Source organism: Streptomyces sp. NBC_01446 (assembly GCF_026340095.1).
GTDB classification, from domain to species: Bacteria; Actinomycetota; Actinomycetes; order Streptomycetales; family Streptomycetaceae; genus Streptomyces; species Streptomyces aureus.
The window spans coordinates 2,887,876-2,911,840 of record NZ_JAPEPO010000001.1 but is presented as its reverse complement, the minus strand read 5'-3'; the positions used below and the strand labels follow the sequence as shown (position 1 = coordinate 2,911,840).

Genomic DNA, 23,965 nt, shown 5'->3' with positions numbered 1-23,965 from the left:
CGGATCGGGCCGGAGCTGTCAGTGGGGCCGGTTAGCCTCGATGAGGTGACCACACGCCTCACCGACCCCGAGCAGCTCAAGGAGCTCCTCGGGATCCCGTTCACCCCGGAGCAGACGGCCTGCATCACCGCGCCGCCCGCCCCGCAGGTGATCGTGGCCGGAGCCGGCTCCGGCAAGACGACGGTCATGGCCGCCCGCGTCGTATGGCTCGTCGGCACCGGCCAGGTCGCCCCGGAACAGGTCCTCGGCCTCACCTTCACCAACAAGGCCGCCGGCGAACTCGCCGAGCGCGTCCGCAAGGCACTGATCAAGGCAGGCGTCACCGACCCCGACGCCATCGACCCGGACAACCCCCCGGGCGAGCCCGTGATCTCCACGTACCACGCCTTCGCCGGCCGCCTCCTCACCGACCACGGCCTGCGCATCGGCCTCGAACCCACCGCACGCCTCCTCGCCGACGCCACCCGCTTCCAGCTCGCCGCCCGCGTCCTGCGCGAGGCCCCCGGCCCCTACCCGGCCCTCACCCGCTCCTTCGCCGACCTCGTCAGCGACCTCCTCACCCTCGACGGCGAGCTCGCCGAACACCTCGTCCAGCCCGACGAACTACGCGCCCACGACACCCGCCTCCTGCACACCCTCGAAGGCCGCAAACTCACCAACGCCGACCTGCGCAAGGTCCCCGAGGCCGCCGCCGCCCGCCTCGACCTCACCGGCCTCGTCACCCGGTACCGCGAAGCCAAGCGCGCCCGCGACCTCCTCGACTTCGGCGACCAGATCGCCCTCTCCGCCACCCTCGCCCGCACCCGCCCCGAGGTAGGCGCCATCCTCCGCGACGAGTTCCGCGTCGTCCTCCTCGACGAGTACCAGGACACCTCCGTCGCCCAGCGGATCCTCCTGGCCGGCCTCTTCGGAGCGGGCACCGGCCACCCCGTGACCGCCGTCGGCGACCCCTGTCAGGCGATCTACGGCTGGCGCGGCGCCTCCGTCGCCAACCTCGACGACTTCCCCGAACACTTCGCCGACACCGACGGCCGCCCCGCCACCCGCTTCTCCCTCAGCGAGAACCGCCGCAGCGGCGGCCGCCTCCTCGAACTCGCCAACGGCCTCGCCCAGCCGCTGCGCGCACTGCACGCGGGCGTGGAAGCCCTGCGCCCCGCCCCCGGCGCCGAACGCGACGGCGTCGTCCGCTGCGCCCTCCTGCGCACCCACGCCGAGGAGATCGACTGGCTCGGCGACTCCCTCGCCCACCTCGTACGCACCGGCACCGCCCCCGGCGAGATCGCCGTCCTGTGCCGCACCGCGACCGACTTCGCCGCCATCCAGGGCGCCCTCGTCGCACGCGACATCCCCGTAGAGGTCGTCGGCCTCTCCGGCCTCCTCCACCTCCCCGAGGTCGCCGACCTCGTCGGCGTCTGCGAAGTCCTCCAGGACCCCGGCGCCAACGCCTCACTGGTCCGCCTCCTGACCGGCCCCCGCTGGCGCATCGGCCCCCGCGACCTCGCCCTCCTCGGCCGCCGCGCCCGCCTCCTCGTCGCCCACGCGCGCGCGGGCGACGACGACCCCGACCGCCGCCTCGCGGAAGCCGTCGAGGGGATCGACCCCTCCGAAGTGATATCGCTCGCCGACGCCCTCGACACGTTCCTGGAGACCCCCCTCGACGAACCGGGCGACGACAGGCTGCCGTTCTCGCCCGAGGCACGCGTACGTTTCGCGCGCCTCGCCACCGAGCTGCGCGACCTGCGCCGCTCACTCGCCGACCCGCTGATGGACGTACTCCACCGTGTCCTCGCCGTCACCGGCCTCGAAGTCGAACTCGCCGCCTCACCGCACGCCCTGGCCGCCCGACGCCGCGAAACCCTCTCCAACTTCCTTGACATCGCCGCCTCGTTCGCCGCGAACGACAGCTCCGCGACCCTCCTCGCCTTCCTCGCCTTCCTGCGCACCGCCGCCCAATACGAAAAGGGCCTCGACAACGCGCTGCCCGGCGGCGAGAACACCGTGAAGGTGCTCACCGCCCACAAGTCCAAGGGCCTGGAATGGGACGTCGTCGCCGTCCCCGGCCTCGTCACCGGGACGTTCCCCAGCGCCCAGGGCCGCGAGAAATGGACCGCCCAGAGCAAGGTCCTGCCGCACGAACTGCGCGGTGACGCCGCCACACTGCCCGACATCGAAGCGTGGGACTCCAAGGGCATGAAGGCCTTCCACGAAGAGATGAAGGAACACCAGCGCACCGAGGAACTCCGCCTCGGCTACGTCACCTACACCCGCCCCCGCACCCTCCTCCTCGGCTCGGGCCACTGGTGGGGCCCCGCCCAGAAGCGCCCTCGCGGCCCCTCCGACTTCCTCCAGGCGCTGTACGACCACTGCGCCGCCGGACACGGGGAGATCGAGGCCTGGGCCGACGAACCGGAGGAGGACGAGGAGAACCCCGCGCTCCAGGAGGCATCCGCCGATCAGGCGTGGCCGCTCCCGCTCGACGACGAGGCCATGGCGCGCCGCCGCGAGGCCGCGGCCACGGTGCTGGCCCACCTCGCAACCCCGGCCGACGCCGACGCCCACTCCCACGAGGTGGGCCACCCGGCCACGTACACCGACCCGGACTGGCCGGCCCCACCGGACGAAGAGGCCCCCTACGAAGGCGAGCCCCCCTACGAAGACGGGCCCTTCTACGGAGACGAGCCCCTCCACGGAAACGAGCCTCTTTATGAAGAGGGCGATTTCGTCGGCTCACCGGAGGACGGCCCCGGACCAAACTGGGACGAGTGGGACGACTGGGACGCGCTGCCCCACGAACGCCCCACGCTCCCGCACCCGACCGGCACCCCCGCGCAGGCCGCTGCCGATGCCCCGCACAAGGACGCGCACCCACACCCGGACGACGCCCGCCCCATGCGTGGCGCCCCGCACACGCCCGCGCACAACGCCCCACGAACGCCCGCGCACCCCCTGAGCGCCATCCCGCACCCGACCACGCCCCAGGACGCCGACACCCGCCCCCACCCCGACCCGGCACCCACCAGCACCGCCCCGACCGTCCCCCCGGAGCGCCACCGGCCAACTCCGGAGGAGACCCGCACACTCGCCTCCTGGGACCGCGACCTCGACGCCCTCACCGGCGAACTCCTGCGCTCCCGCCAGGCCGTCCGCGACGTCCCCCTCCCCACCACCCTCACCGCCTCCCAGCTCCTGCGCCTCGCCGCCGACCCCGACGGCTTCGCCCAGGACCTGGCCCGCCCCATGCCCCGCCCGCCCCAGCCCGCCGCCCGCCGCGGCACCCGCTTCCACGCCTGGGTCGAATCCCGCTTCGAAGAGCTCCGCCTGCCCATGCTCGACCCCGAAGAGCTCCCCGGCAGCGAGGCCGACATCGCCGACGAACGCGACCTCGAAGCCCTCAAGGAAGCCTTCGACAGCACGCCCTACGCCCACCGCACCCCCCACCGCGTCGAAACGCCCTTCCAGCTCGCCATCGCCGGCCGTGTCATCCGCGGCCGCATCGACGCCGTCTACAAAGAAGGCGAAGGCGACGACACCACGTACGAGATCGTCGACTGGAAGACCACCCGCGGCCGCACCGCCGACCCCCTCCAGCTGGCCGTCTACCGACTCGCCTGGGCCGAGCAGCACGGCCTCGCGCCCGAGGCCGTCAAGGCGACGTTCGTCTACGTACGCGACGGCGAAACCGTCACCCCCCGCGACCTCCCCGGACGCGCCGAACTGGAACGCCTCCTCCTCGAAGATCCCACCCCCGGCCCCGGCGGCGGCAGAGCACCGGAACCACCGCACGAGCACGCACCGGCGGACGGATAGGCTCGGGACCATGAGCAAGCCCGTTGACAACGCCGTCAGCACCGTCCGTGCGTACATCGAGACCCACCACGACGCGTTCCTCCAGGACCTCGCCGAGTGGCTCCGAATCCCGTCCGTGTCGGCCCAGCCCGACCACGCACCCGACGTACGCCGCAGCGCCGACTGGCTCGCCGCGAAACTCCGGGAGACCGGCTTCCCGACCACCGAGGTCTGGGAGACACCCGGCGCCCCCGCCGTCTTCGCCGACTGGCCCTCCGACGACCCGCACGCCCCCACCGTCCTCGTCTACGGGCACCACGACGTCCAGCCCGCGGCCCGCGAGGACGGCTGGAACACCGACCCCTTCGAACCCGTCGTCATCGGAAACCGCCTCCACGCGCGCGGAGCAGCCGACGACAAGGGACAGGTGTTCTTCCACACACTCGGCGTCCGCGCCCACCTCGCCGCCACCGGCCGCACCACCCCCGCCGTCCACCTCAAGCTCCTCGTGGAGGGCGAAGAGGAATCCGGCTCCCCCCACTTCCGCACCCTCGTCGAGCAGCACAGGGACCGCCTCACCGCAGACGCCGTGATCGTCTCCGACACCGGCATGTGGTCCGAGGACACCCCCACCGTCTGCACCGGAATGCGCGGCCTCGCCGACTGCGAGATCGAACTCCACGGCCCCGACCAGGACATCCACTCCGGATCCTTCGGCGGCGCCGTACCCAACCCCGCCACCGCCGCCGCCCGCCTCGTCGCAGCCCTCCACGACGACCACGCGCGCGTGGCCGTCCCCGGCTTCTACGACGGCATCACCCCCCTCACCGACCGCGAACGGGAACTCTTCGCCGAGCTCCCCTTCGACGAAGCCCAATGGCTGCGCACCGCCAAGTCGCACGCCACCCACGGAGAGGCCGGCCACACCACCCTCGAACGGATCTGGGCCCGCCCCACCGCCGAGGTCAACGGCATCGGAGGCGGCTACCAAGGCCCCGGCGGCAAAACCATCGTCCCCTCCTCAGCCACGCTGAAGCTGTCCTTCCGCCTCGTCGCCGGACAGGACCCCGACCACGTGGAAAAGGCCGTCACCGACTGGGTCGCCGGGCGGCTCCCCGCCGGCATCCGCCACACCATCACCTTCGGCGCCGCCACCCGCCCCTGCCTCACCCCCCTCGACCACCCCGCCCTCCAGTCCGTCGTCCGCGCCATGAACCTCGCCTTCGACCAGAAGATCCGCTTCACGCGCGAAGGAGGCTCCGGCCCCGCCGCCGACCTCCAGGACGTCCTCGACGCTCCCGTCCTCTTCCTCGGCATCTCCGTCCCCTCCGACGGCTGGCACGCACCCAACGAGAAAGTCGAACTCGACCTCCTCAAAAAGGGCGTCGAAACAGCCGCCCACCTGTGGGGCGACCTCGCGGAGAACTGGCGCGATGCACACTGAGCCACCCCACCCGCCACACCCCGCACCCGCCCAGCCGAACCGTCCCGCCGAAACACCCATTCCACCGGGGGAGTTGGAAGCACCCGTGACCACCTGGACCGACCGCACAGCCGACCGTCCGCTCTCGCTCTCCGCACCCAGCGGCATCGACCGCGCCGCACACCACCGCCTCGACGAGGCCTGGCTCGCCGCAGCCTGGAGCCACCCCACCACCCGCGTCTTCGTGGTCTCCGGCGGACAGGTCCTCATCGACGAGACGCCGGACGGCGCCACCGAACTGGTCATGACCCCGTCCTTCGAAGCGCCCCTCACCGAAGCCCACCGCTACTTCCTGGGCACCGACGACGACGGCGTCAGCTACTTCGCCCTCCAGAAGGACACCCTCCCCGGCCGCATCGACCAGTCCGCGCGCCCCGCCGGCCTGCGCGAAGCCGGACTCCTCCTGTCCCCCCGGGACGCCGGCCTCATGGTGCACGCCGTCGCCCTCGAGAACTGGCAGCGACTGCACCGCTTCTGCTCCCGCTGCGGCGAACGCACCGTCATCGCCGCCGCGGGCCACATCCGCCGCTGCCAGGCCTGCGGAGCCGAGCACTACCCCCGCACCGACCCCGCAGTGATCATGCTCGTCACGGACGACGAGGACCGCGCACTCCTCGGCCGCCAGGTCCACTGGCCCGAAGGCCGCTTCTCCACCCTCGCCGGCTTCGTCGAACCCGGAGAGTCCATCGAGCAGTCCGTACGCCGCGAAGTCTTCGAAGAAGCCGGAGTCGTCGTCGGCCCCGACGTCGAATACGTCGCCAGCCAGCCCTGGCCGTTCCCCTCCAGCCTCATGCTCGGCTTCATGGCCCGCGCCACCTCGTCCGAGATCAACGTCGACGGCGAAGAAATACACGAAGCCCGCTGGTTCTCCCGCGAAGACCTGCGCGCCGCATTCGAGTCCGGAGAGGTCATGCCCCCCTACGGAATCTCGATCGCGGCCCGCCTCATCGAACTCTGGTACGGCAAGCCCCTCCCCAAGCCCGGCGACGCCGTATAAGCCCCGCCCTGATCTGATCCGACTGGCCTGACCGGGCGCCCAACCCCGGTCAGGTCGGGCAGGGCATCTGCCTGGACGGGGCCGCATGGCCGGCTGAACAGGATTGCCGAGCCCCAGGGCACGAACGCGTCAACGCGAAGTGACCAGGAATGCAGAAGGCCCCCGCCGAAGCAGGGGCCACTCTGTACGTACGGAGCGATCAGGAGGCGACGCCGAGCGCCTGCTTGATCTGCGCCAGGCTCGGGTTCGTCATGATGACCTCGGCCCCACCGCTCACGGGGACGACCTGAACGGTCGGAACCGTCTGGTTCCCGCCGTTCGCCTTCTCGACGAATGCCGCCGAATCCGGGTCGTGCTCGATGTTGACCTCGTTGTACTCGATGCCCTCGCGGTCCATCTGGCCCTTCAGCCGACGGCAGTAGCCGCACCACGTCGTGCTGTACATCGTCACAGTCCCCGGCATGTTCCTCATGCTCCTTCACGGCTCGGAATGCTTGTTCGCACTGAGTCGAACGTAAGCGACCCGGCCACCATTCCCGACCCCGACCCCCGACCCCGACCCCGCCCGAGCCTCCGCCACCGACCGCGCATGACGCCCATCACACCCGCAGACGTGACACGCACCGCATTAATACGACTGCACCCGCCCCCTGTGGACAACGCGACGCACCCGCCCCCACCGACCTGGCAGCATGGCGGGGTGACAGCAGCAACGCACTCCACCCTCTTCCCGCAGGTTCCGGACACGGCCGACGCGGTGCTCGACGGGCTCGACCCCGAACAGCGCGCCGTCGCCACCGCCCTGCACGGACCGGTGTGCGTCCTCGCCGGCGCGGGCACAGGCAAGACCCGCGCCATCACCCACCGCATCGCCTACGGCGTCCGCTCGGGCATCCTCCAGCCCAACAGCATCCTCGCCGTCACCTTCACCAACCGCGCAGCAGGCGAAATGCGCGGACGCCTCCGCCACCTCGGCGCCGGCGGAGTCCAGGCCCGCACCTTCCACGCCGCGGCCCTGCGCCAACTCCAGTTCTTCTGGCCCAAAGCAGTCGGCGGCGAGCTGCCCCGCATCGTCGACCGCAAGATCCAACTCGTCGCCGACGCGGCCGCCGCCTGCCGCATCCGCCTCGAGCGCGGCGAACTCCGCGACGTCACGGCCGAAATCGAGTGGTCCAAAGTCACCCAGACCGTCCCCACCGACTACGCCGCGGCGGCCGCCAAAACCGGCCGCCTCACCCCCCGCAACAACGCCGAGACCGCCCAGATCTACGCGACCTACGAAACGCTCAAGCGCGACCGCGCCCTCATCGACTTCGAAGACGTACTCCTGCTCACCGTCGGCATCCTCCAGGACCGCCACGACATCGCCGAACAGGTCCGCTCCCAGTACCAGCACTTCGTGGTCGACGAATACCAGGACGTCAGCCCCCTCCAACAGCGACTCCTCGAACTCTGGCTCGGCGACCGCGACAACCTCTGCGTCGTCGGCGACGCCAGCCAGACCATCTACTCCTTCACGGGCGCCACCCCAGACCACCTCCTCAACTTCCGCACCCGCCACCCCGGCGCCACCGTCGTCAAACTCGTCCGCGACTACCGCTCCACCCCCCAGGTCGTCCACCTCGCCAACACCCTCCTCTCCCACGCCCGAGGCCGCGCCGCCGAACACCGCCTCGAACTCATCTCCCAGCGGGACCGAGGACCAGAACCCGCCTACACGGACTACGCCGACGAACCGACCGAAGCCGAAGGCACCGCCCGCCGCATCCGCGCCCTCATCGACAACGGCGTCTCCGCCGGCGAAATCGCCATCCTGTTCCGCACCAACGGACAGTCCGAGATCTACGAGCAAGCCCTCGCCGACGCCGGCATCCCCTACCAGCTCCGCGGCGCAGAACGCTTCTTCGAACGCGCGGAAGTACGCAAAGCCGGCCACGCCCTCCGCAGCGCCGCCCGCTTCGGAAACAACGACTCCCTCCTCGACGACGCCGTCGACCTGCCCTCCCAGGTCCGCGCCGTCCTCTCCGGAGAAGGCTGGACCAGCCAACCCCCCGACGGCTCCGGAGCCGTCCGCGAACGCTGGGAATCCCTCGCCGCCCTCGTCCGCCTCGCCGAGGACTTCGCCCGCGCCAAACCCACCGCCACCCTCACCGACCTCGTCACCGAACTCGACGAACGCGCCGCCGCCCAGCACGCACCCTCCGTCGAAGGCGTCACCCTCGCCTCCCTGCACGCCGCCAAGGGCCTCGAATGGGACGCCGTCTTCCTCGTCGGCCTCGCCGAAGGCATGATGCCAATCACGTACGCCAAGACCGACGAACAGATCGAGGAAGAACGCCGCCTCCTCTACGTCGGCGTCACCCGGGCCCGCCACCACCTCAGCCTGTCCTGGGCCCTCTCCCGCTCACCCGGCGGCCGCCCCAACCGCCGCCCCAGCCGCTTCCTCGACGGCATCCGGCCAGGCACCTCAGGAGCCACGGCCCGCAACACGAGCACCGGACAAGGCGGCATCGAACACGGCACACCGACGACGCCCCGCACCACCACCGGACCCGTCCGACGCCGCACCGCCCGAACCGTCGCCCGCTGCCACGTCTGCCGACGCACCCTCACCGACGCCGGCGAGATGAAACTCATGCGCTGCGAGGACTGCCCCTCCGCCATGGACGAGGGCCTCTACGAGCGACTCCACGACTGGCGCGCCGACCAGGCACAACAGCTCGGACAGCCCGCCTTCTGCGTCTTCACCGACAAGACCCTCGTCGCCATCGCCGAAGCCATGCCCGAAGACGCGGCCCAACTCGCCCGCATCCCCGGCGTCGGCATGCGCAAGCTCAACCGGTTCGGCACCGACGTGCTCACCATCTGCGCAGGTGGGGCCCCGGATGCGGGCGTTGGAGTAGCCGACGAGGACGACTGATGCAAACTCGTCGAAAAAATAGTTTGCGCATGCCCCAGCAATCCCCATAGGTTCTTAAGCACGGGAACAGCGCCTCTTCTCCGAGGCACTGGTTCCGTGCTGTACTAAAGCCGTCGGACCGGTTCACACCGGTCCCAGAGACGCCGAGAGGAGGCGAATTCCAGTGATCAGCATCAACGCCAGCTTCATCAGCACCGCCAAAATGACCGATCGCTCGGTCGTCGCTTCCTGCCTGCTCGGTTTCTCGAACCTGGGCACCGGTGCGTCCGGCATTCCCGCCGCCCGTCCGGAGTCCTTCCTGTCTCTCGCCGACCTTCCCGTCCGCGAGAGCAATGAGCGACCGACCAAGGCACCGGAAGCAGTAGCAACGGCACAGGCCCAGGCCTATGCCTTTGCGGCGGCCGGTGCCGGATCCCGGAAGCAGACGACGCACCACCACACGATGTGGGCCTTCCGTGGGCTCGAACCCTGGAGTGATCCAGCCTGATCTTCGATCAGGCCGGCGCCTTCAGGGCCGCGGAACCCCACCCGGGATCCGCGGCCCTTCTGTTTTGCCCGCACGGGACAACAGAACGAAGGGGCCTCGGGACAAGAAAAGACCCGGTACCACCGCCATCCGGCCCACAGGCCGGAACGACCAGACGAGGAAACAACACCGTGCAACTCGAAGCGCACGCCCCGTCAGTACCGCCTTCAGACACTCTCCCCCCGCCCGGTCTCACGGAGGACTCCACCTTGAACCCCCTGACTGCGCTCACCGCGCTCGACGACGCCATCGAGAACCTCGGCGTACCCGTCCCCTGCCGTGCCTACGACCCCGAGGTCTTCTTCGCGGAGTCGCCGGCGGACGTCGAGTACGCCAAGTCCCTCTGCCGCACCTGCCCGCTCGTCGAGGCCTGCCTCGCCGGCGCCAAGGAGCGGCGTGAGCCCTGGGGCGTCTGGGGCGGCGAGCTGTTCGTCCAGGGCGTCGTCGTAGCCCGGAAGCGGCCGCGTGGCCGCCCGCGCAAGAACCCGGTCGCGGCATGAACGCACGAGGAACGATCGACCGCCCCCTGACGCACGACCCCCAGAAGCAGGCCCCGATGAAGCCGTCCACCAGCGAGCCCACCGGCTCTGCGACCCCAGACTTCACCACCACCGACGCGAACGACTCGCGCCAGAACAGGACCCGAGAGATGCAACTCATCCCAGAAGCGCTGGCTCGTGCGCATATGCACGAGCAGCTGCGCTCCGCCGAGGCCGAACGCCGCGCACTGCGCCTGGCAACGGCCCGCCGGATGCAGCGCCGCGCCGAGCGCGCATCACTGCGCGCCCGCCGCGCGCTCGCCATGGCGGTCATGCAGTGACCCACCCCGCGGGGGCCGATCCACAACGGACCGGCCCCCGCGGTGCGTTGCGCCACACCCTCGGAAGACGGAGATATCGTCACCACGTGACGTCTCATCCTGACGGCGACTCAGCGCAGCGACCCGAGCCCGAACCCGGCACCATCGTGTGCGCCCTCTGTGGCACCACAGCCCAGGACACCCCACCGACCTGGACCTACTCAGTGGAGAACGGGACCGGCCGGCACTACTGCGACCGCTGCGCCCGAGAGAACCTGCGGGCCATTGAGGGGCGGCTCGACTCGGAGTGGTGGTGAGCTTCGGGAGGACTGGACTCCCGCAAATTCCTGGGGGGCTTCCCTCCCCCCCCGTCCCCTCCCCACCCCACCCGCCCCCCAATTCTTGATCACGCCTCAGCAGCCGAGGCACCCTCGGTTGTTCCCGCGCTTGCGGCTGCTTGCGCGGTTATGTCTTCGACCGTGCCGACGGCCATGCCCTCGACCGCGTCGTCGGTTGTGCTGCCGGCCGCGCCCTCGATCGTGCCGTGAGCCGTGGCGCCTGTCGTCTCGTCAACCGGCTCCTCGTCCGCCGCCAGGAAACCCGGTAGCCACATCTCCAGTTCGTCCCGTAGCCGTACCGTCGCGCCGAGTTGGCACAGGACTCCGATGGTGCTGAGGGTCACGCGGTGTATCAGGAGGTAGGAGGGCGGCAGGTTCAGCTGCTTGCCGAGCTGGTGGGCGGGGGAGCGGAGGTCGGCTATGCGTGCGGCCTGGCTGCGCATCCAGCCGCGGGTGAAGGTGAACTCGTCGACCAGGGCCGGCTCGATGATCGGCAGCAGGTACTCGAGCACCGCGTCGGGTTCGAGGTCGATCGTCTCCTTGACGAATCCCTCTGTGCGCAGCAGTTCGTAGACCGCTTCCGCGTTGCCCGCCAGGGTCATACGCAGTGAGGTGCCTATGGTTTCGGGGAGGCCGCCGGGGAGCCGGTCCACGGTGCCGAAGTCGAGGACTCCCAGTCGCCAGCCGTTCTTCTCGTCGGACAGCAGCCGGAAGTTCCCCGGGTGCGGATCGGCGTGGAGCAGGCTGGTGCGGGCCGGGCCCGAGAACAGGAAGCGGGCGAGGAGCTGTCCTGCCCGGTCCCGCTGCTCGTCGGTGCCGTCGATGATCACCTCGGAGAGTGGTGTTCCGTCTATCCATTCGGTGATGAGGACCTGGTCGCACTGGTGCACCACGTCGGGTACGTGCACATCGGGATCGTCGGCGAACTCTTCCGCGCAGGCCCGCTGGGCCTGTGCCTCCAGCCCGTAGTCGAGTTCCTCGGACACCCGGTCGCGTAGTTCCGTGATCAGCGGCTTGATGTCCATGCCGGGGATCAGGGGGCCGAGGAGGCGGGCGAAGCGGCCGAGTTGGTTCAGGTCGGAGAGCAGGGCCTCGCCGGCTCCCGGGTACTGCACCTTGACGGCGACCTCGCGGCCGTCGTGCCAGATGGCGCGGTGGACCTGACCTATCGATGCGGCTGCCGCGGGCTTGTCCTCGAACTCCAGGAAGTTCTCCAGCCAGTCGTCGCCGAGCCGTTCCGCGAGGACGGCGTGGACCGTCCTGGTGGGCATCGGGGGAGCGGCTTCCTGGAGTTTGGTCAGGGCTGCGCGGTACGGGCCCGCGACCTCCTCGGGGAGGGCGGATTCGAAGACGGACATGGCCTGCCCGAACTTCATGGCTCCGCCCTTGAGCTCACCGAGAACCTTGAAGAGCTGGTCCGCCGTGCGTTGTTGCAGTTCCCGCCCGACGATCTCGGCCGACTTCCCGCCGATGCGTTTGCCGAGGCCCCAGGTCGCGCGCCCGGCGAAGCCGAGTGGCAGCGCGGCCAGTTTGGCGGTACGGGTTACCGCCTTCCGGGGAAGATCAGACATGCGCCCCTCCAAGTCCCAGCCTGCCGTGCCGCCCGTGGCGGTTACCCGGCCATTGTGTCGTGCTGCTCTCCACCGTCGGAGGTCTGCTCCCCCTTACTTCTCCCACCTGCTCCGCATGAGCAGTCCGGATGCGCCCATACCGGGCGGGCATGCCAGTCGAGCCCGGGAGCCGACGCCTCCCAGCGCGCGCCGGTGCTGGACGGCAGTTCGCCGTCGAGGAAGGCCAGTGCGTGTGCTGCCGTGAGTCCGGCGACGGCCGTGGCGAGCGCCAGGTCGCACGCGGGTACCTGGAGTTGACGTCCGGAACGCCATTGGGCGAGCAGCCGGGGCCAGGTCGGGTCGCGGTCCGTGCGGTCCAGCGAGAGGCATCCGGCACAGGCGGTGCCGCCGGGCAGTACCAAGGGGCCCACGACTCCGGTGGCCTCGACCACTCCGGCGTAGAGGTGGGGCGTGCCCGAGGTGATGAGTTCTTCGGCGGCCAGAGGGTCGGGAGTGTGGGCGGACAGACCGTCGCGCGGGGCGACGATCACGAGGGAGAGGGCCGGTTCCTCGGCCGGGGGCGGGGCTTGGCTCTCTGAGGGGGATTGGGGCTGGGGTTGGGCTTGGGATGGGAGTGGGCCGGAGCGGCGGTCGGGTCGGGGTGGGCGGTCGGGTGCGGCCTTGCGTACGGCTCGGTACGCGGCTGTGTCACGGCGTTCTCCGACGGATTCGACGGGGAGTCCGCCCGGGGCGACGTCCCACGGTTCGACGCAGCCTCCGTCGCGCACGTCGACGTGGCCGACTCCGGCGGCGGACAGGACGGACGCGATGACGGTCCCGACGCGGCCGGTTCCCCGGACCTGGATCCGCATGCTGCGGCGGGCCGCCAACTTCCTTGCCCCCGCAGCTGGTTCTGGGGACAGGACGGTGAGGGCCGCGAGGTCGGGGCGGAGTCGGTCGAGGACTCCTTGACGCTTGCGGAGCAAGTCGAAGGCCGGGCCGCCGCCGGTGGCGTCGTCGAGCAGTCCGGCCCTGGTCAGCCGATGGAGCAGGGCGTCGACATGACCGTCGGGCAGTCCCATCCGGCGGCCTTCGTCGCGCAGAAGGGCCACGCCGCGGGTTCCGTCGAGGAGGGTGAGGAAGGTGCCGGTCGCGGTGTCGACCGGGCCGAGTACGACGGCGTGAGCGGGTGCCACTCCGAACTGGACGGTATTGAGGTCGCGCCAGCCGCGTCGCAGCGCCGGTTTCAGGATCGGATGCATGGCTGTCGGCGGTGAAGTGCCCATCTGTTCCCCCGTGATGTGCCTGTGTTCTCGCTCTGGTGGTCAAGTTGATGAGGTTGGTGTGCCGGGTGAAGTTGGTGACGTGACCGTGGTCCGGAATTCGGGTGGCATCTCGGTCGATTGCCAGGATGCATGGCTGGGGGAATCCGTGTGAAAAGTTATCCACAGGGGGCGGGTGTTAGTCGTATAAATCGCGCGGGAGGAGCGCGGGGCCGCACCGAAGACTCCCGGAGGCGGGACTTCCGCTATGTGCAGCGGGTAACGTCGGGGCGTGCCCGCCGACCCACTGCACCGTGCCACGAACACGCAGCGCAGCACGACCAGCCCGCCGCCGAGCGGCCCGAGGGCGAGCGCGGTGGAGGTCCGCAGAAGCGCCCGGCGGCGCCGGACGGTCTCCGCGTATCGCGAGGGTGACCGGACCGTCGTCCTCATTCCGGCCCGCATGTCGGAGGCCGAGGAGAAGCGCTGGGTCAACGTCATGCTCGACAAGCTGGCCGCGCAGGAGAGCAAGCGGGTCCTGGGGGACGCGGAGCTCGCCGAGCGGGCGGAGCGGCTGTCCGAGCAGTGTTTCGAAGGCCGGGCCCGTCCCACGTCCGTGCGCTGGGTGACGAATCAGAACACGCGTTGGGGGTCGTGCACGCCGTCCGAGGGCAGCATCCGGCTGTCACACCGGCTGCAGGGCATGCCGGAGTACGTCGTCGACTACGTACTCGTACACGAGTTGGCGCATCTGCTGGTGCCGGGGCACGGGCCGCGGTTCTGGCGTCTCCTTGAGGCGTATCCGCGCACGGAGCGGGCGCGGGGCTATCTCGAGGGTGTCGTCGCGGCCGACCGTCTGCCGCACCTGCCGGCCGCTCGCGAAGAGTGACCGCAGAGGAATGACGGCAGAGGAATGACCGCACAGGAGTGAACGTCCAGGCCTGACCGACCATCACCCCTCGCTGATTCCGCCCGACACGTGCCCGTTGTGTACCAGGGCTGTACCGGCTGCCGCCGCTGTCAGCGTTAGCGGTTAGCCTGACGCGACGTATTCACCTTCGGGATGGGGGACGGTCGTTACGTATGGCCAGGGAATTCCAACGCGGCCACAAGGCCAGGATCAGTGACCTCACCGCGGGCACGGATCTGTACGTAGGCGTGCAGATCACGGGGCCCGGGCTGACCTTCGACATCAGCTGCTTCGGTCTTGACGCCGACGAACGGCTCTCGGACGACCGGTATTTCGTCTTCTTCAACCAGCCGAAATCGCCCGAGGAGTCGATTCAGCTTCTCGGTGCGCAGGCCGGCGACAGCGAGTCCTTCCGCGTCACCCTCGACCGGATCCCGGCGAACATCCAGAAGCTCTCGTTCACCGCGACCATCGACGGTGCGGGGCAGATGTCGCAGATCGCCCCCGGATACGTACGGATCGTCGCGGGCGGCGAAGAGGTCGCCCGCTATTCGTTCAACGGCACCGAGTTCTCGACCGAACGTGCTGTCATGCTGGGCGACTTCTACCTGAAGGACGTCTGGCGGTTCGCCGCCGTGGGGCAGGGGTTCGACGGGGGACTCGACGCGCTGCTGAAGAACTTCGGCGGTGAGGTCGCCGAGGAGGAGCCCGCCGCCGCGCCGCCGCAGCAGCAGTCCGGTGCGCCGTCGTTCGCGCCGCCCGGGCAGGCCACGGCGCCACCCGCGTTCGGCGCGCCCGCGACGCCGGAGCCCGCCCAGCAGGGATACGCGCCGCCGCAGGGAGCCACGCCGCCGCCCGCCCCCGCCCCGCCGTCGGTGCACGCCGCGCCGACGATCATCGCGCCGCTGGCCACACCGCCCGGCACCATGCAGCCGCCGGCCGCGCCCAGCCCGCACGCGCCGCCCATCGGACAGGTGCCCGGTCAGACCGCGCCCCCGCCCCCCGGCTACGGGCAGCCGACCGCGCCTCCCGGCTACGGGCAGCATCCCCAGGCACCGACCCCGCCCCCGGGCTACGGTCAGCCGACCCCGCCTGCCGGCTACGGACAGCAGCCGCCCGGCCAGTTCCCCGGCCAGCAGGGCGCTCCGTCGCCGTACGGGGCACCTCAGGGTGTGCCGCAGGGCGGAGGTGCCCCCGGTGTTGCCGCCGCGCTGTCGGCGTTCCGCGAGGCGCCCACCGGCCAGCGGTGGACCCTGCAGAACAAGAAGCTGATCCGCGTCGACCTCGGCGCCAGCGACCAGCCGGTGCTCGCCCGTCAGGGCAGCATGGTGCTCTACCAGGGCAAGGTCGAGTTCAGCTACAAGGGCGCGGGCTTCGCCGGCCGGATCGTGGGCAACGCGACCGGCCAGGAGATGCAGCTGATGCGCTGCACCGGCCGTGGCCAGGTCTTCCTCGCGGAAGAGGCCACGCATCTGCACCCCATCGAGCTCCAGGGCGACGCGATCTGCGTATCCGCGGAGAACGTGCTGGCGTTCGACGAGAGCCTCCAGCACGAGGTGCGCCGGATCGAGGGGCACGGCATTCCCGGCGGCGCCCTGTTCGTCATGCAGTTCCAGGGCACGGGCACGGTCGTCGTCAAGACGCACGGCACGCCCGTCGTGCTGCCCGTGACGCCGACGACGTTCGCCGACTGCAACGCGGTCGTCGCCTGGTCGGCCGCCGCGCAGGCGATCGTGTCCAGCCAGGTGCGCATGCGCTACAACGCCTACCCGGGACACAGCGGGGAGAGCGTGAACCTCCAGTTCCGGGGTGCGCCAGGGAACTTCATCGTCGTCCAGCCGTTCGAGGTCTGAGGGAGCCCGTCATGAACCAGCCGCTCGCGGGCTACGCCCCGACCCCGGTAGCCGCCCGCATGGAGAACCACGGCGCCAACATGCTCAAGGTCGCCATGCAGACCGGCAACGACCTCCTCGCGCGCGTGGGCTCGATGGTCGCCTACGAAGGGTTCGTCCAGTACGAGCCCAACCCGCCCGCCGTCCGCCAGATCGCTCGCGACTGGATCACCGGCGAGGGCGCGCCCCTGATGAAGGCCACCGGAGACGGCATCCTCTACCTCGCCGACTACGGAGCCGAGATCGTCGTCATCAACCTCGGCGGCGAATCGATCTCGGTGAACGGCACGAACCTGCTCGCCTTCGACGCGCACCTGCAGTGGGGCGTCGAGCGCGTCAAGGGACTCGCCAAGTTCGCCGGCCAGGGCCTGTGGAACATCAAGATCTCCGGGCAGGGCTATGTCGCCCTCACGTCCCGGGGCACCCCCATCGTCGTCGACTGCGGCCGCGGAGAGGACGAGACGTACGTCGACCCGGACGCGCTGATCGCCTGGTCCCCGAACCTCAAGGTGAAGGGCAAGCGCAGCTTCAAGGCCGGCTCGCTCATCGGGCGCGGCAGCGGGGAGGCCTACCAGATGGGCTTCTCCGGGGAAGGCATCGTCGTCGTACAGCCCAGTGAGGACAGCACCGACCGCCTCCGAGTCCGGGGCTGAGGGGGAACGGAACACCATGCAGAGCCCGCTTTTCGCGCACTCCGAGCAGCAGACTCAGGAGCGCTACGCCGTTCAGAACCCGCAGATGCTGCGGGTCACCCTGGAAGGCCACGACGACATCCTCGCCCGCAAGGGCGCCATGGTCGCCTACCAGGGGCTTGTCGAGTTCGACGGCGAGATCCAGACCTCCGGTCAGCGGCGCGCCCGCGCCAGCACCGGTGAGGGCCTCGACCTGATGCGCTGCCACGGGCAGGGCACCGTCTACCTCGCCAATCTCGCCCAGTACATCCACGTGGTGGAGGTCGAGCAGGGCGGTCTGACCGTGGACAGCAGTTACGTCCTCGCGCTCGACTCCTCGCTCAGCCACCAGGTCGTCGCCGTTGACAGCCAGTACGGCATCTCCGGCTCCGGCAAGTACCAGCTCAACATCACCGGGCGCGGCAAGGTCGCCCTGATGACGTCGGGGCAGCCGCTGATGCTCCAGGTCACCCCGGACCGTTACGTCAACGCCGACGCGGACGCGATCGTGGCCTGGTCCAACGGCCTGCGCGTGCAGATGCAGGCCCAGACGCACTCCTCCGGAGTGTGGCGACGCCGCGGCAACACAGGTGAGGGCTGGGAGCTCAGCTTCATGGGCCAGGGCTACGCCCTCGTGCAGCCCAGCGAGCTGCTGCCCCCGCAGAACGCGGTGATCGGCCAGGGCCTCGGCGCCCAGTACGGCATGGGCCAGCAGGGCGCCCGCGGCCAGAACCAGGGCAACGTCTGGAGCTGACCCCGAAGGACGACGATGAGGCATGTGTAAGGGGCGGCCACCGCGGTGGCCGCCCCTTACACATGCCCGCTCACAGTCGGGCGCGCGTCGCCTCCACCAGGCGCACGACGGACTCGTCCGCCACGTCCGCGACCTGGTCGTACGGGAACCAGCGCAGATCGAGCGACTCGTCACTGATGGCGGCCACCGCGTCGGCGGGAGCGAGAGCCGCGTACTGCGTGTCGAGATGCCGCGTGCACGGTCCCGGAATGGGATGCCGGTCGAGCCGCACGGGGCCGCCCGGCAGGAGCGTGAGCCCAGGGATGCCGGACTCCTCGGTCGCCTCCCGCAGCGCGGCGTCGGCGAGCGTCAGGTCACCCGGCTCGCAGTGGCCGCCCATCTGCAGCCACATCCGGAGCTTCTTGTGCAGCGTCAGCAGCACCCGCCCGCGGGACGGGTCGACGACCAGCGCGCTCGCCGTCAGATGCCCGTCCGTGCAGGCCTTCCACATGCCGTCCTCGGGATGGGCCGAGAGGTGGTCCAGGTACGCCTGGCGCAGCTCCGGCTGGCCCTCGTAGGCCTTCAGTACGAGGACGGCGTCGTCGTGCAGCGTCACTTGCCCTCGTCGTCCTCGGAGTCGCCCTTGGGACCGTCCGCGGGACCGTCGCCCTTGGAGTCGTCCTCCTTGGAGAGGTTCGGCTTGTCCAGGCCGCCGCGCGCCGCCTCGCCGAGCATCTTGTCGATCTCGGAGAAGTCCAGCTGCTCGCGGTGCACGAAGCCGTCCGGATCGTCGAGGTCCGAAGCCGTCGGCAGCATGTCCGGGTGCGCCCACAGGCCGTCACGCCCGTCCACGCCACGCGCGTCCGTCAGCGAGGCCCACAGCCGCGAGGCGTCCCGCAGACGGCGCGGACGCAGCTCCAGCCCGATCAGCGTGGCGAACGTCTGCTCCGCGGGGCCACCGGTCGCCCGGCGGCGGCGCAGCGTCTCACGGAGCGCGTCGGCCGACGACAGGCGCGGCTTCGCGGCCGCGTGGACCACGGCGTCGACCCAGCCCTCCACGAGCGCGAGAGCGGTCTCCAGGCGGGCCAGGGCGGCCTTCTGCTCCGGAGTGTCCTCCGGCTGGAACATGCCCTGCTGAAGGGCCTCCTGCAGCTGCTCCGGATTCTGCGGGTCGAGCTGGCCGACCGCGTCCTCCAGCTTCGCCGTGTCGACCTTGATGCCGCGCGCGTACCCCTCGACCGCGCCGAACAGGTGCGAGCGCAGCCACGGCACGTGGGAGAAGAGCCGCTGGTGGGCGGCCTCGCGCAGCGCCAGGTAGAGCCGCACCTCCTCCTTGGGGATGCCGAGGTCCTTGCCGAACGCCTCGACGTTCACCGGCAGGAGTGCCGCCTTGCCGGCCGGGCCGAGCGGCAGACCGATGTCGGTCGAGCCGACGACCTCGCCCGCGAGGACGCCCACGGCCTGCCCGATCTGCGAGCCGAACATGGCGCCGCCCATGGAGCGCATCATCCCGATGAGCGGGCCGGCCATGGCCTGCATCTCCTCGGGAAGGACGTCGCCCATGGCCAGGCCGACACGCTCGGCGACCGGGTCGACGAGTTCCTTCCACACCGGGAGGGTCGCCTCGACCCACTCGGCGCGGCTCCACGCCACCGCGGACCCGGCGCCCGACGGCAGCGACGTCGCGTCGTCGAGCCACAGGTCGGCGAGGCGCACGGCCTCCTCGACCTGCGAGCGCTCGGCGGGGCCGACACTCGCGTCCTTGGTGCCGTCGGCGGTGCCCTGGGAGACCGTCTGACGGGCGATGTCCTTGGCCATCTCCCAGTTCACCGGGCCGCCCTCGTACGAGAGCATCTGGCCGAGCTGCTGGAAGGCGGCTCCCAGGTCATTGGGGTTCAGGGAACCGAACATCGCGGCGAACGGGTTGTCCCCGCCGCCCACGCCGGGCAGTCCTCCGAAACCGAAGGGGTTGGCAGGTCCCTGACCGCCACCGCCCTGCTGATCCTTCTTCTTGCCCTCGTCGCCGTCGTCCGGCTCCTCCGGCGGAAGGCCGAATCCGAATGGGGTGTCACTCACGGGATTCCTCGGCTGGTAAGGCCACCGGTTCTGTCCCGGCGGCGTTTGCCCGACTACACACCCAGCGTAGACACCGTGGCGCGATCGGGCCTCGGTGCTCCGCCGACTCATGGCCTGCGGCAGGATGGATGCCTCCTGGTACGTACGCGTCATACACGTACGTACTGAATACAACCGCTGGAGACGCCCGGTGAGTTCCCCAGATCCACAGGTTCGCGCAGCGCGAAACCCTTCGACCAGTTCCGGGGGGCGCGGCCCCGTCGTCGCGGTCACCGGTGCCGCCTCCGGCGTCGGTGCGCTCCTTACCGAGCGCCTCGCCGCATCCGACGAGATCAAGCAGGTCCTGGCCATCGACGAGCGGCGCGGCGAGTGCGCGTCCGCGACCTGGCACATCCTTGACGTGCGCGACCCGGCGATCGCCGAGAAGCTGCGTGGCGCGGACGTCGTCGTGCACCTCGCGCTCGACCTCGACCTGGAGACCGACCCCGCCGCCCGTACGGCGTACAACGTGCGCGGCACCCAGACGGTGCTCACCGCCGCGGCCGCCGCCGGCGTCCACCGTGTCGTCCTGTGCACCTCGGCGATGGTCTACGGAGCGCTCGAGGACAACGAACTGCCGCTCTCCGAAGACGCCGAACTGCGGGCGACCGCGGAGGCCACCGGCGTCGGCGACCTCCTCGAGGTCGAGCGGCTCGCCCGCCGCGCACCGCGCGCCCACCCGGGACTCAATGTGACCGTGGTCCGCCCCGCCACCCTTGTCGGCGGCACCGACACCGCCCTGACCAGGTACTTCGAGTCGCCGCGGCTCCTGGTCGTGGCGGGATCCCGGCCCGCCTGGCAGTTCTGCCACGTCGAGGACCTGTGCAGCGCCCTCGAGTACGCCGTCCTGGAGAAGGTCGAAGGGGAACTCGCCGTCGGCTGCGACGGCTGGCTGGAGCAGGAGGAGGTCGAGGAGCTCAGCGGGATCCGCCGCATGGAGCTGCCCTCGGCGGTCGCCCTGGGCGCCGCGGCCCGGCTTCACCGGATCGGGCTCACACCGTCCCCCGCCGGCGACCTCGCGTACACGATGTACCCCTGGGTGGTCAGCGTGAGCCGGCTGCACGACGCCGGATGGCGCCCCCAGTGGACCAACGAGGAGGTCCTCGCCGAACTCCTCGAAGAGGTCGCCGGACGGCACACCGTCGCGGGCCGCCGCCTCGGACGCAAGGACGCGACCGCCGCCGGAGCGGCCGGAGCCACCGTCGCCCTGCTCGGCGCGGCCGCCGTCGTGCGCCGGGCCCGCAAGGCCAGGCGCAGGATCTGACGGCCCGGCCCGGCCCGCCCCGGCCGGCCCCCGGACCGGCTCTCCTGTAGGAGGCTCCAACCCGCTACGCGTGCGTGCCGGTGGAAAGCGCTATTCCGCGCCGGTGGCCGCGTACGGCACGATGACCTCATGGCACGCACCACGAACGACCACCCCGGAGAGCAGCCGGCGCAGGACCCGATCCGGCTCATCGCGATCCGAGACACGCCCTTGTCCGTGGACGAGGTGTTCCGAGCCGTCGGGGAGGACGCGGCGGGCGGTACGGCGCTGTTCGTGGGGACGGTGCGCAATCACGACGGCGGCGCCGACGTCGACGCGCTCGGGTACTTGTGCCACCCCTCCGCCGAGGCCGAGATGCGGACCGTCGCCGAGAAGGTCGTCGCCCAGTTCCCCGTGCGCGCGCTCGCGGCCGTCCACCGGGTGGGCGATCTGGCAGTCGGCGATATCGCGGTCGTCGTCGCCGTGTCCTGCCCGCACCGCGGTGAGGCCTTCGAGGCCTGCCGGAAGCTGATCGACGACCTCAAGCACGAGGTGCCCATCTGGAAGCACCAGAAGTTCTCGGACGGCACCGAGGAGTGGGTCGGCGCCTGCTGACCTCCCGGACCCCGGCCATGATCACCGCCTTCGCCCACTCGGGCGGTTCCGGTTGCGTAACCGCACCCCTGCGGCGAGCGTTGACGCAGCGGATGGTTAATCTGCTGATCAGTCAGTTGTAGTGGCTCATGGGGTCGGAGGTCCGGCATGGCGGCGCTCTTGTGGCTGCTCATTCCGCTTGTTGCAGGGGTCGGGGCCGGTTTGTGGGGCACTTGGGCCGCACGGAACCGCAAGACCGGCGACGTGACGGAACTCAACGGGTACGCCCGCTTCCGTGAGGCGATGGAACGGACACACACCGGGACGGAAACGGATCCCCTCGCCCCGGCTGCCGGCTCGCTGCCCGGCGTCGAGTCCCGGACGGACGCCCCAGCGGTGCACTGACAGACCGGTCCCGTACTGTCGTTCCATGCCACGCCGCACCGCGACGATGCTCGCTTCGACCCTGATGCTGATCGCGCTGCTCTGCGCGGGAGTGCTCATCAAAGTTCCGTACGCGGAGATGACCCCGGGACCGACGGTCAACACGCTCGGGGACCACGACGGCGAGCCGGTGCTCCAGATCTCCGGCCGCAAGACGTACCCGACGACCGGTCACCTCAACATGACGACGGTCCGGGTCACGAGCGCCGACTACAACATGAACCTCGTCTCGGCGGTCTACGGCTGGCTCGCGCACGACAGCATCGTCGTGCCGCACGCGACGCTCTACCCCGACGGCAAGACCGAGCAGCAGTCCTCGCAGGAGAACGCCGAGGAGTTCAGCCAGTCCCAGGAGAGCGCCAAGGTCGCCGCCCTGAACGAGCTGAAGATCCCCGTGAAGTCCTGGGTGATCGTCCAGTCGGTCATCAAGGGCAGCCCCTCCGAGGGACGGCTGCACGCCGGTGACGTGATCAAGGCCGTCGACGGCGCCAAGGTCGAGAAGCCGGCCGACGTCGCGAAGCTCGTCACCAAGCACAAGCCGGGCGAGGACGTCTCCTTCACGATCGTGCCCGTCAAGGACGCGGCCGCCGCCGAGAAGGAGGGCAAGCAGGCCACCCGCACGCGGAACGTCACGGTCACCACGGAGAAGGCCAAGGACGGTCGCGCGATCGTCGGCATCCAGGCCGGCACCGATCACACGTTCCCGTTCGCCATCGACATCAAGCTCGCCGACGTCGGCGGCCCCAGCGCCGGACTGATGTTCGCGCTCGGCATTGTCGACAAGCTGACGCCCGAGGACCTCACCGGCGGGAAGTTCGTGGCCGGTACGGGCACCATCGACGACGACGGCAAGGTCGGCCCGATCGGCGGCATCCAGATGAAGACCGTCGGCGCCCGCGGCAAGGGCGCGCGCTACTTCCTGACGCCGAAGGACAACTGCGCCGAGGCGGCCAAGGACGTCCCGGGCGGACTCACCCTCGTCAAGGTCAACACCATCGACGACGCGACGAACGCACTCAAGGACATCCGTTCGGGCAACACCGCCGACCTGCCGAAGTGCACGGTCAAGGGGTGACACGAGGTTCATGAAGGGGGCGCCGCACACCGTGCGGCGCCCCCTTTCGTGCAGTGAGGGTGTTACTCCGCGAACGTCGCCGCGAGGGCCTCGGCCAGGCCCGGGACCAGGTCCGACCCGGTGAGGACCTCGGTGGGGGAGTCCTTCTCGCGCAGGCGCAGCGCCGACTCGCGCGCACCGTCACGCAGCACCGCGACCGTCATCCGGACCTCCTGACGGCCCGGGTGCTTCGCCACCCACTGGGCGAGCTCCGCCTCACCGAGGCCCTTCGGAACGGACGCCTCCGCGGACGGCGGCAGCATCAGACGCTCCACCGTCAGAGCGCAGCCGACCACCGGGTCGGGCCAGGCGATGGTGCCGAGGAACTCGTCGAGCGGCTTGTCGGCGGGCACCTCGTCCTGCTCGATCGGGGTGAAGGCCGCGGTCTCCTGCTCGCCGTCCAGGCCGAGCTGGGCCGCGAGGCCGGGTTCCTGGGCCCGCAGGCGGGCGGTGTCGACGAGGGCGAAGAGTCGGGCGGGCTGGTTCCAGCCGAGGCCGGCGGCGTACTCGTCGATCTCGAGTACGGCCCGGGTGAGCGGGCTGGCTGCCATGGGAGTGTTGGACATGGTCACAATCCTGCCTCGTTAG

22 protein-coding genes are annotated in these 23,965 nt (G+C 70.5%); 16 read left to right on the top strand and 6 right to left on the bottom strand.

Features of this window, described 5'->3' with window-relative positions:
* Nucleotides 1-45 precede the first annotated feature (45 nt).
* The 3 genes from OG456_RS12890 to nudC all read left to right on the top strand — a co-directional run bounded on the left by OG456_RS12890 (nt 46) and on the right by nudC (nt 6,266).
* Nucleotides 46-3,807, top strand: a complete 3,762-nt coding sequence (locus tag OG456_RS12890; RefSeq protein WP_266560362.1) for a UvrD-helicase domain-containing protein — start codon at nt 46-48, stop codon at nt 3,805-3,807.
* Between the two features lie 10 nt (nt 3,808-3,817).
* On the top strand, nt 3,818-5,230 hold the full coding sequence (locus OG456_RS12885; protein ID WP_266560360.1) for a dipeptidase: 1,413 nt from the start codon (nt 3,818-3,820) through the stop codon (nt 5,228-5,230).
* A gap of 85 nt (nt 5,231-5,315) precedes the next feature.
* A complete protein-coding gene (nudC, locus tag OG456_RS12880) occupies nt 5,316-6,266 on the top strand; it encodes an NAD(+) diphosphatase (RefSeq protein ID WP_165914633.1) in 951 nt (316 codons plus the stop codon).
* Between the two features lie 199 nt (nt 6,267-6,465).
* Here nudC and OG456_RS12875 read toward each other — a convergent pair whose 3' ends face one another.
* Nucleotides 6,466-6,729: a mycoredoxin gene (locus tag OG456_RS12875; RefSeq protein ID WP_266560357.1), complete on the bottom strand. Its 264-nt coding sequence runs from the start codon at nt 6,727-6,729 to the stop codon at nt 6,466-6,468.
* A 237-nt stretch (nt 6,730-6,966) separates the two neighbouring features.
* On the opposite strand from OG456_RS12875, the gene OG456_RS12870 reads away from it, so the two are divergent.
* The 5 genes from OG456_RS12870 (at nt 6,967) to OG456_RS12850 (ending at nt 10,828) form a co-directional block, all read left to right on the top strand.
* A complete protein-coding gene (locus OG456_RS12870) occupies nt 6,967-9,186 on the top strand; it encodes an ATP-dependent DNA helicase UvrD2 (RefSeq protein WP_266560355.1) in 2,220 nt (739 codons plus the stop codon).
* Between the two features lie 163 nt (nt 9,187-9,349).
* Nucleotides 9,350-9,673, top strand: a complete 324-nt coding sequence (locus OG456_RS12865; protein WP_100596669.1) for a hypothetical protein — start codon at nt 9,350-9,352, stop codon at nt 9,671-9,673.
* A gap of 170 nt (nt 9,674-9,843) precedes the next feature.
* Nucleotides 9,844-10,212, top strand: coding sequence for a WhiB family transcriptional regulator (locus tag OG456_RS12860; RefSeq protein WP_266560352.1), 369 nt, complete (start codon nt 9,844-9,846; stop codon nt 10,210-10,212).
* Entirely contained in the window at nt 10,209-10,532 is a 324-nt protein-coding gene (locus OG456_RS12855) for a hypothetical protein (RefSeq protein WP_116510236.1), read from the top strand. The genes OG456_RS12860 and OG456_RS12855 overlap by 4 nt, the downstream gene beginning before the upstream one ends.
* Before the next feature lie 86 nt (nt 10,533-10,618).
* Complete coding sequence (locus OG456_RS12850; protein ID WP_266569566.1) at nt 10,619-10,828, top strand: hypothetical protein; 210 nt, start codon at nt 10,619-10,621, stop codon at nt 10,826-10,828.
* An 89-nt stretch (nt 10,829-10,917) separates the two neighbouring features.
* Here OG456_RS12850 and OG456_RS12845 read toward each other — a convergent pair whose 3' ends face one another.
* Nucleotides 10,918-12,420 carry an AarF/ABC1/UbiB kinase family protein gene (locus tag OG456_RS12845; protein WP_266560350.1) on the bottom strand — a complete coding sequence of 501 codons (1,503 nt, stop codon included), beginning with the start codon at nt 12,418-12,420 and terminating at the stop codon, nt 10,918-10,920.
* Nucleotides 12,421-12,461: 41 nt separating this feature from the next.
* Entirely contained in the window at nt 12,462-13,661 is a 1,200-nt protein-coding gene (locus OG456_RS12840) for a ThiF family adenylyltransferase (protein ID WP_266560348.1), read from the bottom strand.
* Nucleotides 13,662-13,953: 292 nt separating this feature from the next.
* On the opposite strand from OG456_RS12840, the gene OG456_RS12835 reads away from it, so the two are divergent.
* From OG456_RS12835 to OG456_RS12820, 4 genes are all read left to right on the top strand, one after another.
* Nucleotides 13,954-14,550 (top strand): M48 family metallopeptidase, encoded by a 597-nt coding sequence (locus OG456_RS12835; protein WP_116510229.1) that lies wholly within the window; start codon nt 13,954-13,956, stop codon nt 14,548-14,550.
* 194 nt (nt 14,551-14,744) lie between these two features.
* A complete protein-coding gene (locus tag OG456_RS12830) occupies nt 14,745-16,424 on the top strand; it encodes a TerD family protein (RefSeq protein WP_266560345.1) in 1,680 nt (559 codons plus the stop codon).
* Nucleotides 16,425-16,435: 11 nt separating this feature from the next.
* Nucleotides 16,436-17,116: an AIM24 family protein gene (locus OG456_RS12825; protein WP_266560343.1), complete on the top strand. Its 681-nt coding sequence runs from the start codon at nt 16,436-16,438 to the stop codon at nt 17,114-17,116.
* A gap of 16 nt (nt 17,117-17,132) precedes the next feature.
* Nucleotides 17,133-17,888: an AIM24 family protein gene (locus OG456_RS12820; protein ID WP_266560341.1), complete on the top strand. Its 756-nt coding sequence runs from the start codon at nt 17,133-17,135 to the stop codon at nt 17,886-17,888.
* 70 nt (nt 17,889-17,958) lie between these two features.
* Here the strand turns inward: OG456_RS12820 and OG456_RS12815 are convergent, their stop codons facing one another.
* Both OG456_RS12815 and OG456_RS12810 read right to left on the bottom strand, forming a co-directional pair.
* On the bottom strand, nt 17,959-18,483 hold the full coding sequence (locus OG456_RS12815) for an NUDIX hydrolase (protein ID WP_266560339.1): 525 nt from the start codon (nt 18,481-18,483) through the stop codon (nt 17,959-17,961).
* Nucleotides 18,480-19,943, bottom strand: a complete 1,464-nt coding sequence (locus OG456_RS12810) for a zinc-dependent metalloprotease (RefSeq protein WP_266560337.1) — start codon at nt 19,941-19,943, stop codon at nt 18,480-18,482. Before OG456_RS12810 ends, OG456_RS12815 begins: the two co-directional genes overlap by 4 nt.
* Before the next feature lie 190 nt (nt 19,944-20,133).
* Here OG456_RS12810 and OG456_RS12805 point away from each other — a divergent pair, with 190 nt between their 5' ends.
* From OG456_RS12805 to OG456_RS12795, 4 genes are all read left to right on the top strand, one after another.
* Nucleotides 20,134-21,246 (top strand): SDR family oxidoreductase, encoded by a 1,113-nt coding sequence (locus OG456_RS12805; protein ID WP_266560335.1) that lies wholly within the window; start codon nt 20,134-20,136, stop codon nt 21,244-21,246.
* 129 nt (nt 21,247-21,375) lie between these two features.
* The gene (locus OG456_RS12800) at nt 21,376-21,840 is read left to right on the top strand and encodes a molybdenum cofactor biosynthesis protein MoaE (protein WP_266560333.1); all 465 of its coding nucleotides are present in this window, start codon (nt 21,376-21,378) and stop codon (nt 21,838-21,840) included.
* A gap of 147 nt (nt 21,841-21,987) precedes the next feature.
* Complete coding sequence (locus tag OG456_RS50480) at nt 21,988-22,224, top strand: hypothetical protein (RefSeq protein WP_266934071.1); 237 nt, start codon at nt 21,988-21,990, stop codon at nt 22,222-22,224.
* A gap of 25 nt (nt 22,225-22,249) precedes the next feature.
* Nucleotides 22,250-23,338: a PDZ domain-containing protein gene (locus tag OG456_RS12795; protein ID WP_266560331.1), complete on the top strand. Its 1,089-nt coding sequence runs from the start codon at nt 22,250-22,252 to the stop codon at nt 23,336-23,338.
* Nucleotides 23,339-23,400: 62 nt separating this feature from the next.
* Here the strand turns inward: OG456_RS12795 and OG456_RS12790 are convergent, their stop codons facing one another.
* A complete protein-coding gene (locus OG456_RS12790) occupies nt 23,401-23,943 on the bottom strand; it encodes a PPA1309 family protein (RefSeq protein ID WP_266560329.1) in 543 nt (180 codons plus the stop codon).
* Nucleotides 23,944-23,965: the final 22 nt, after the last annotated feature.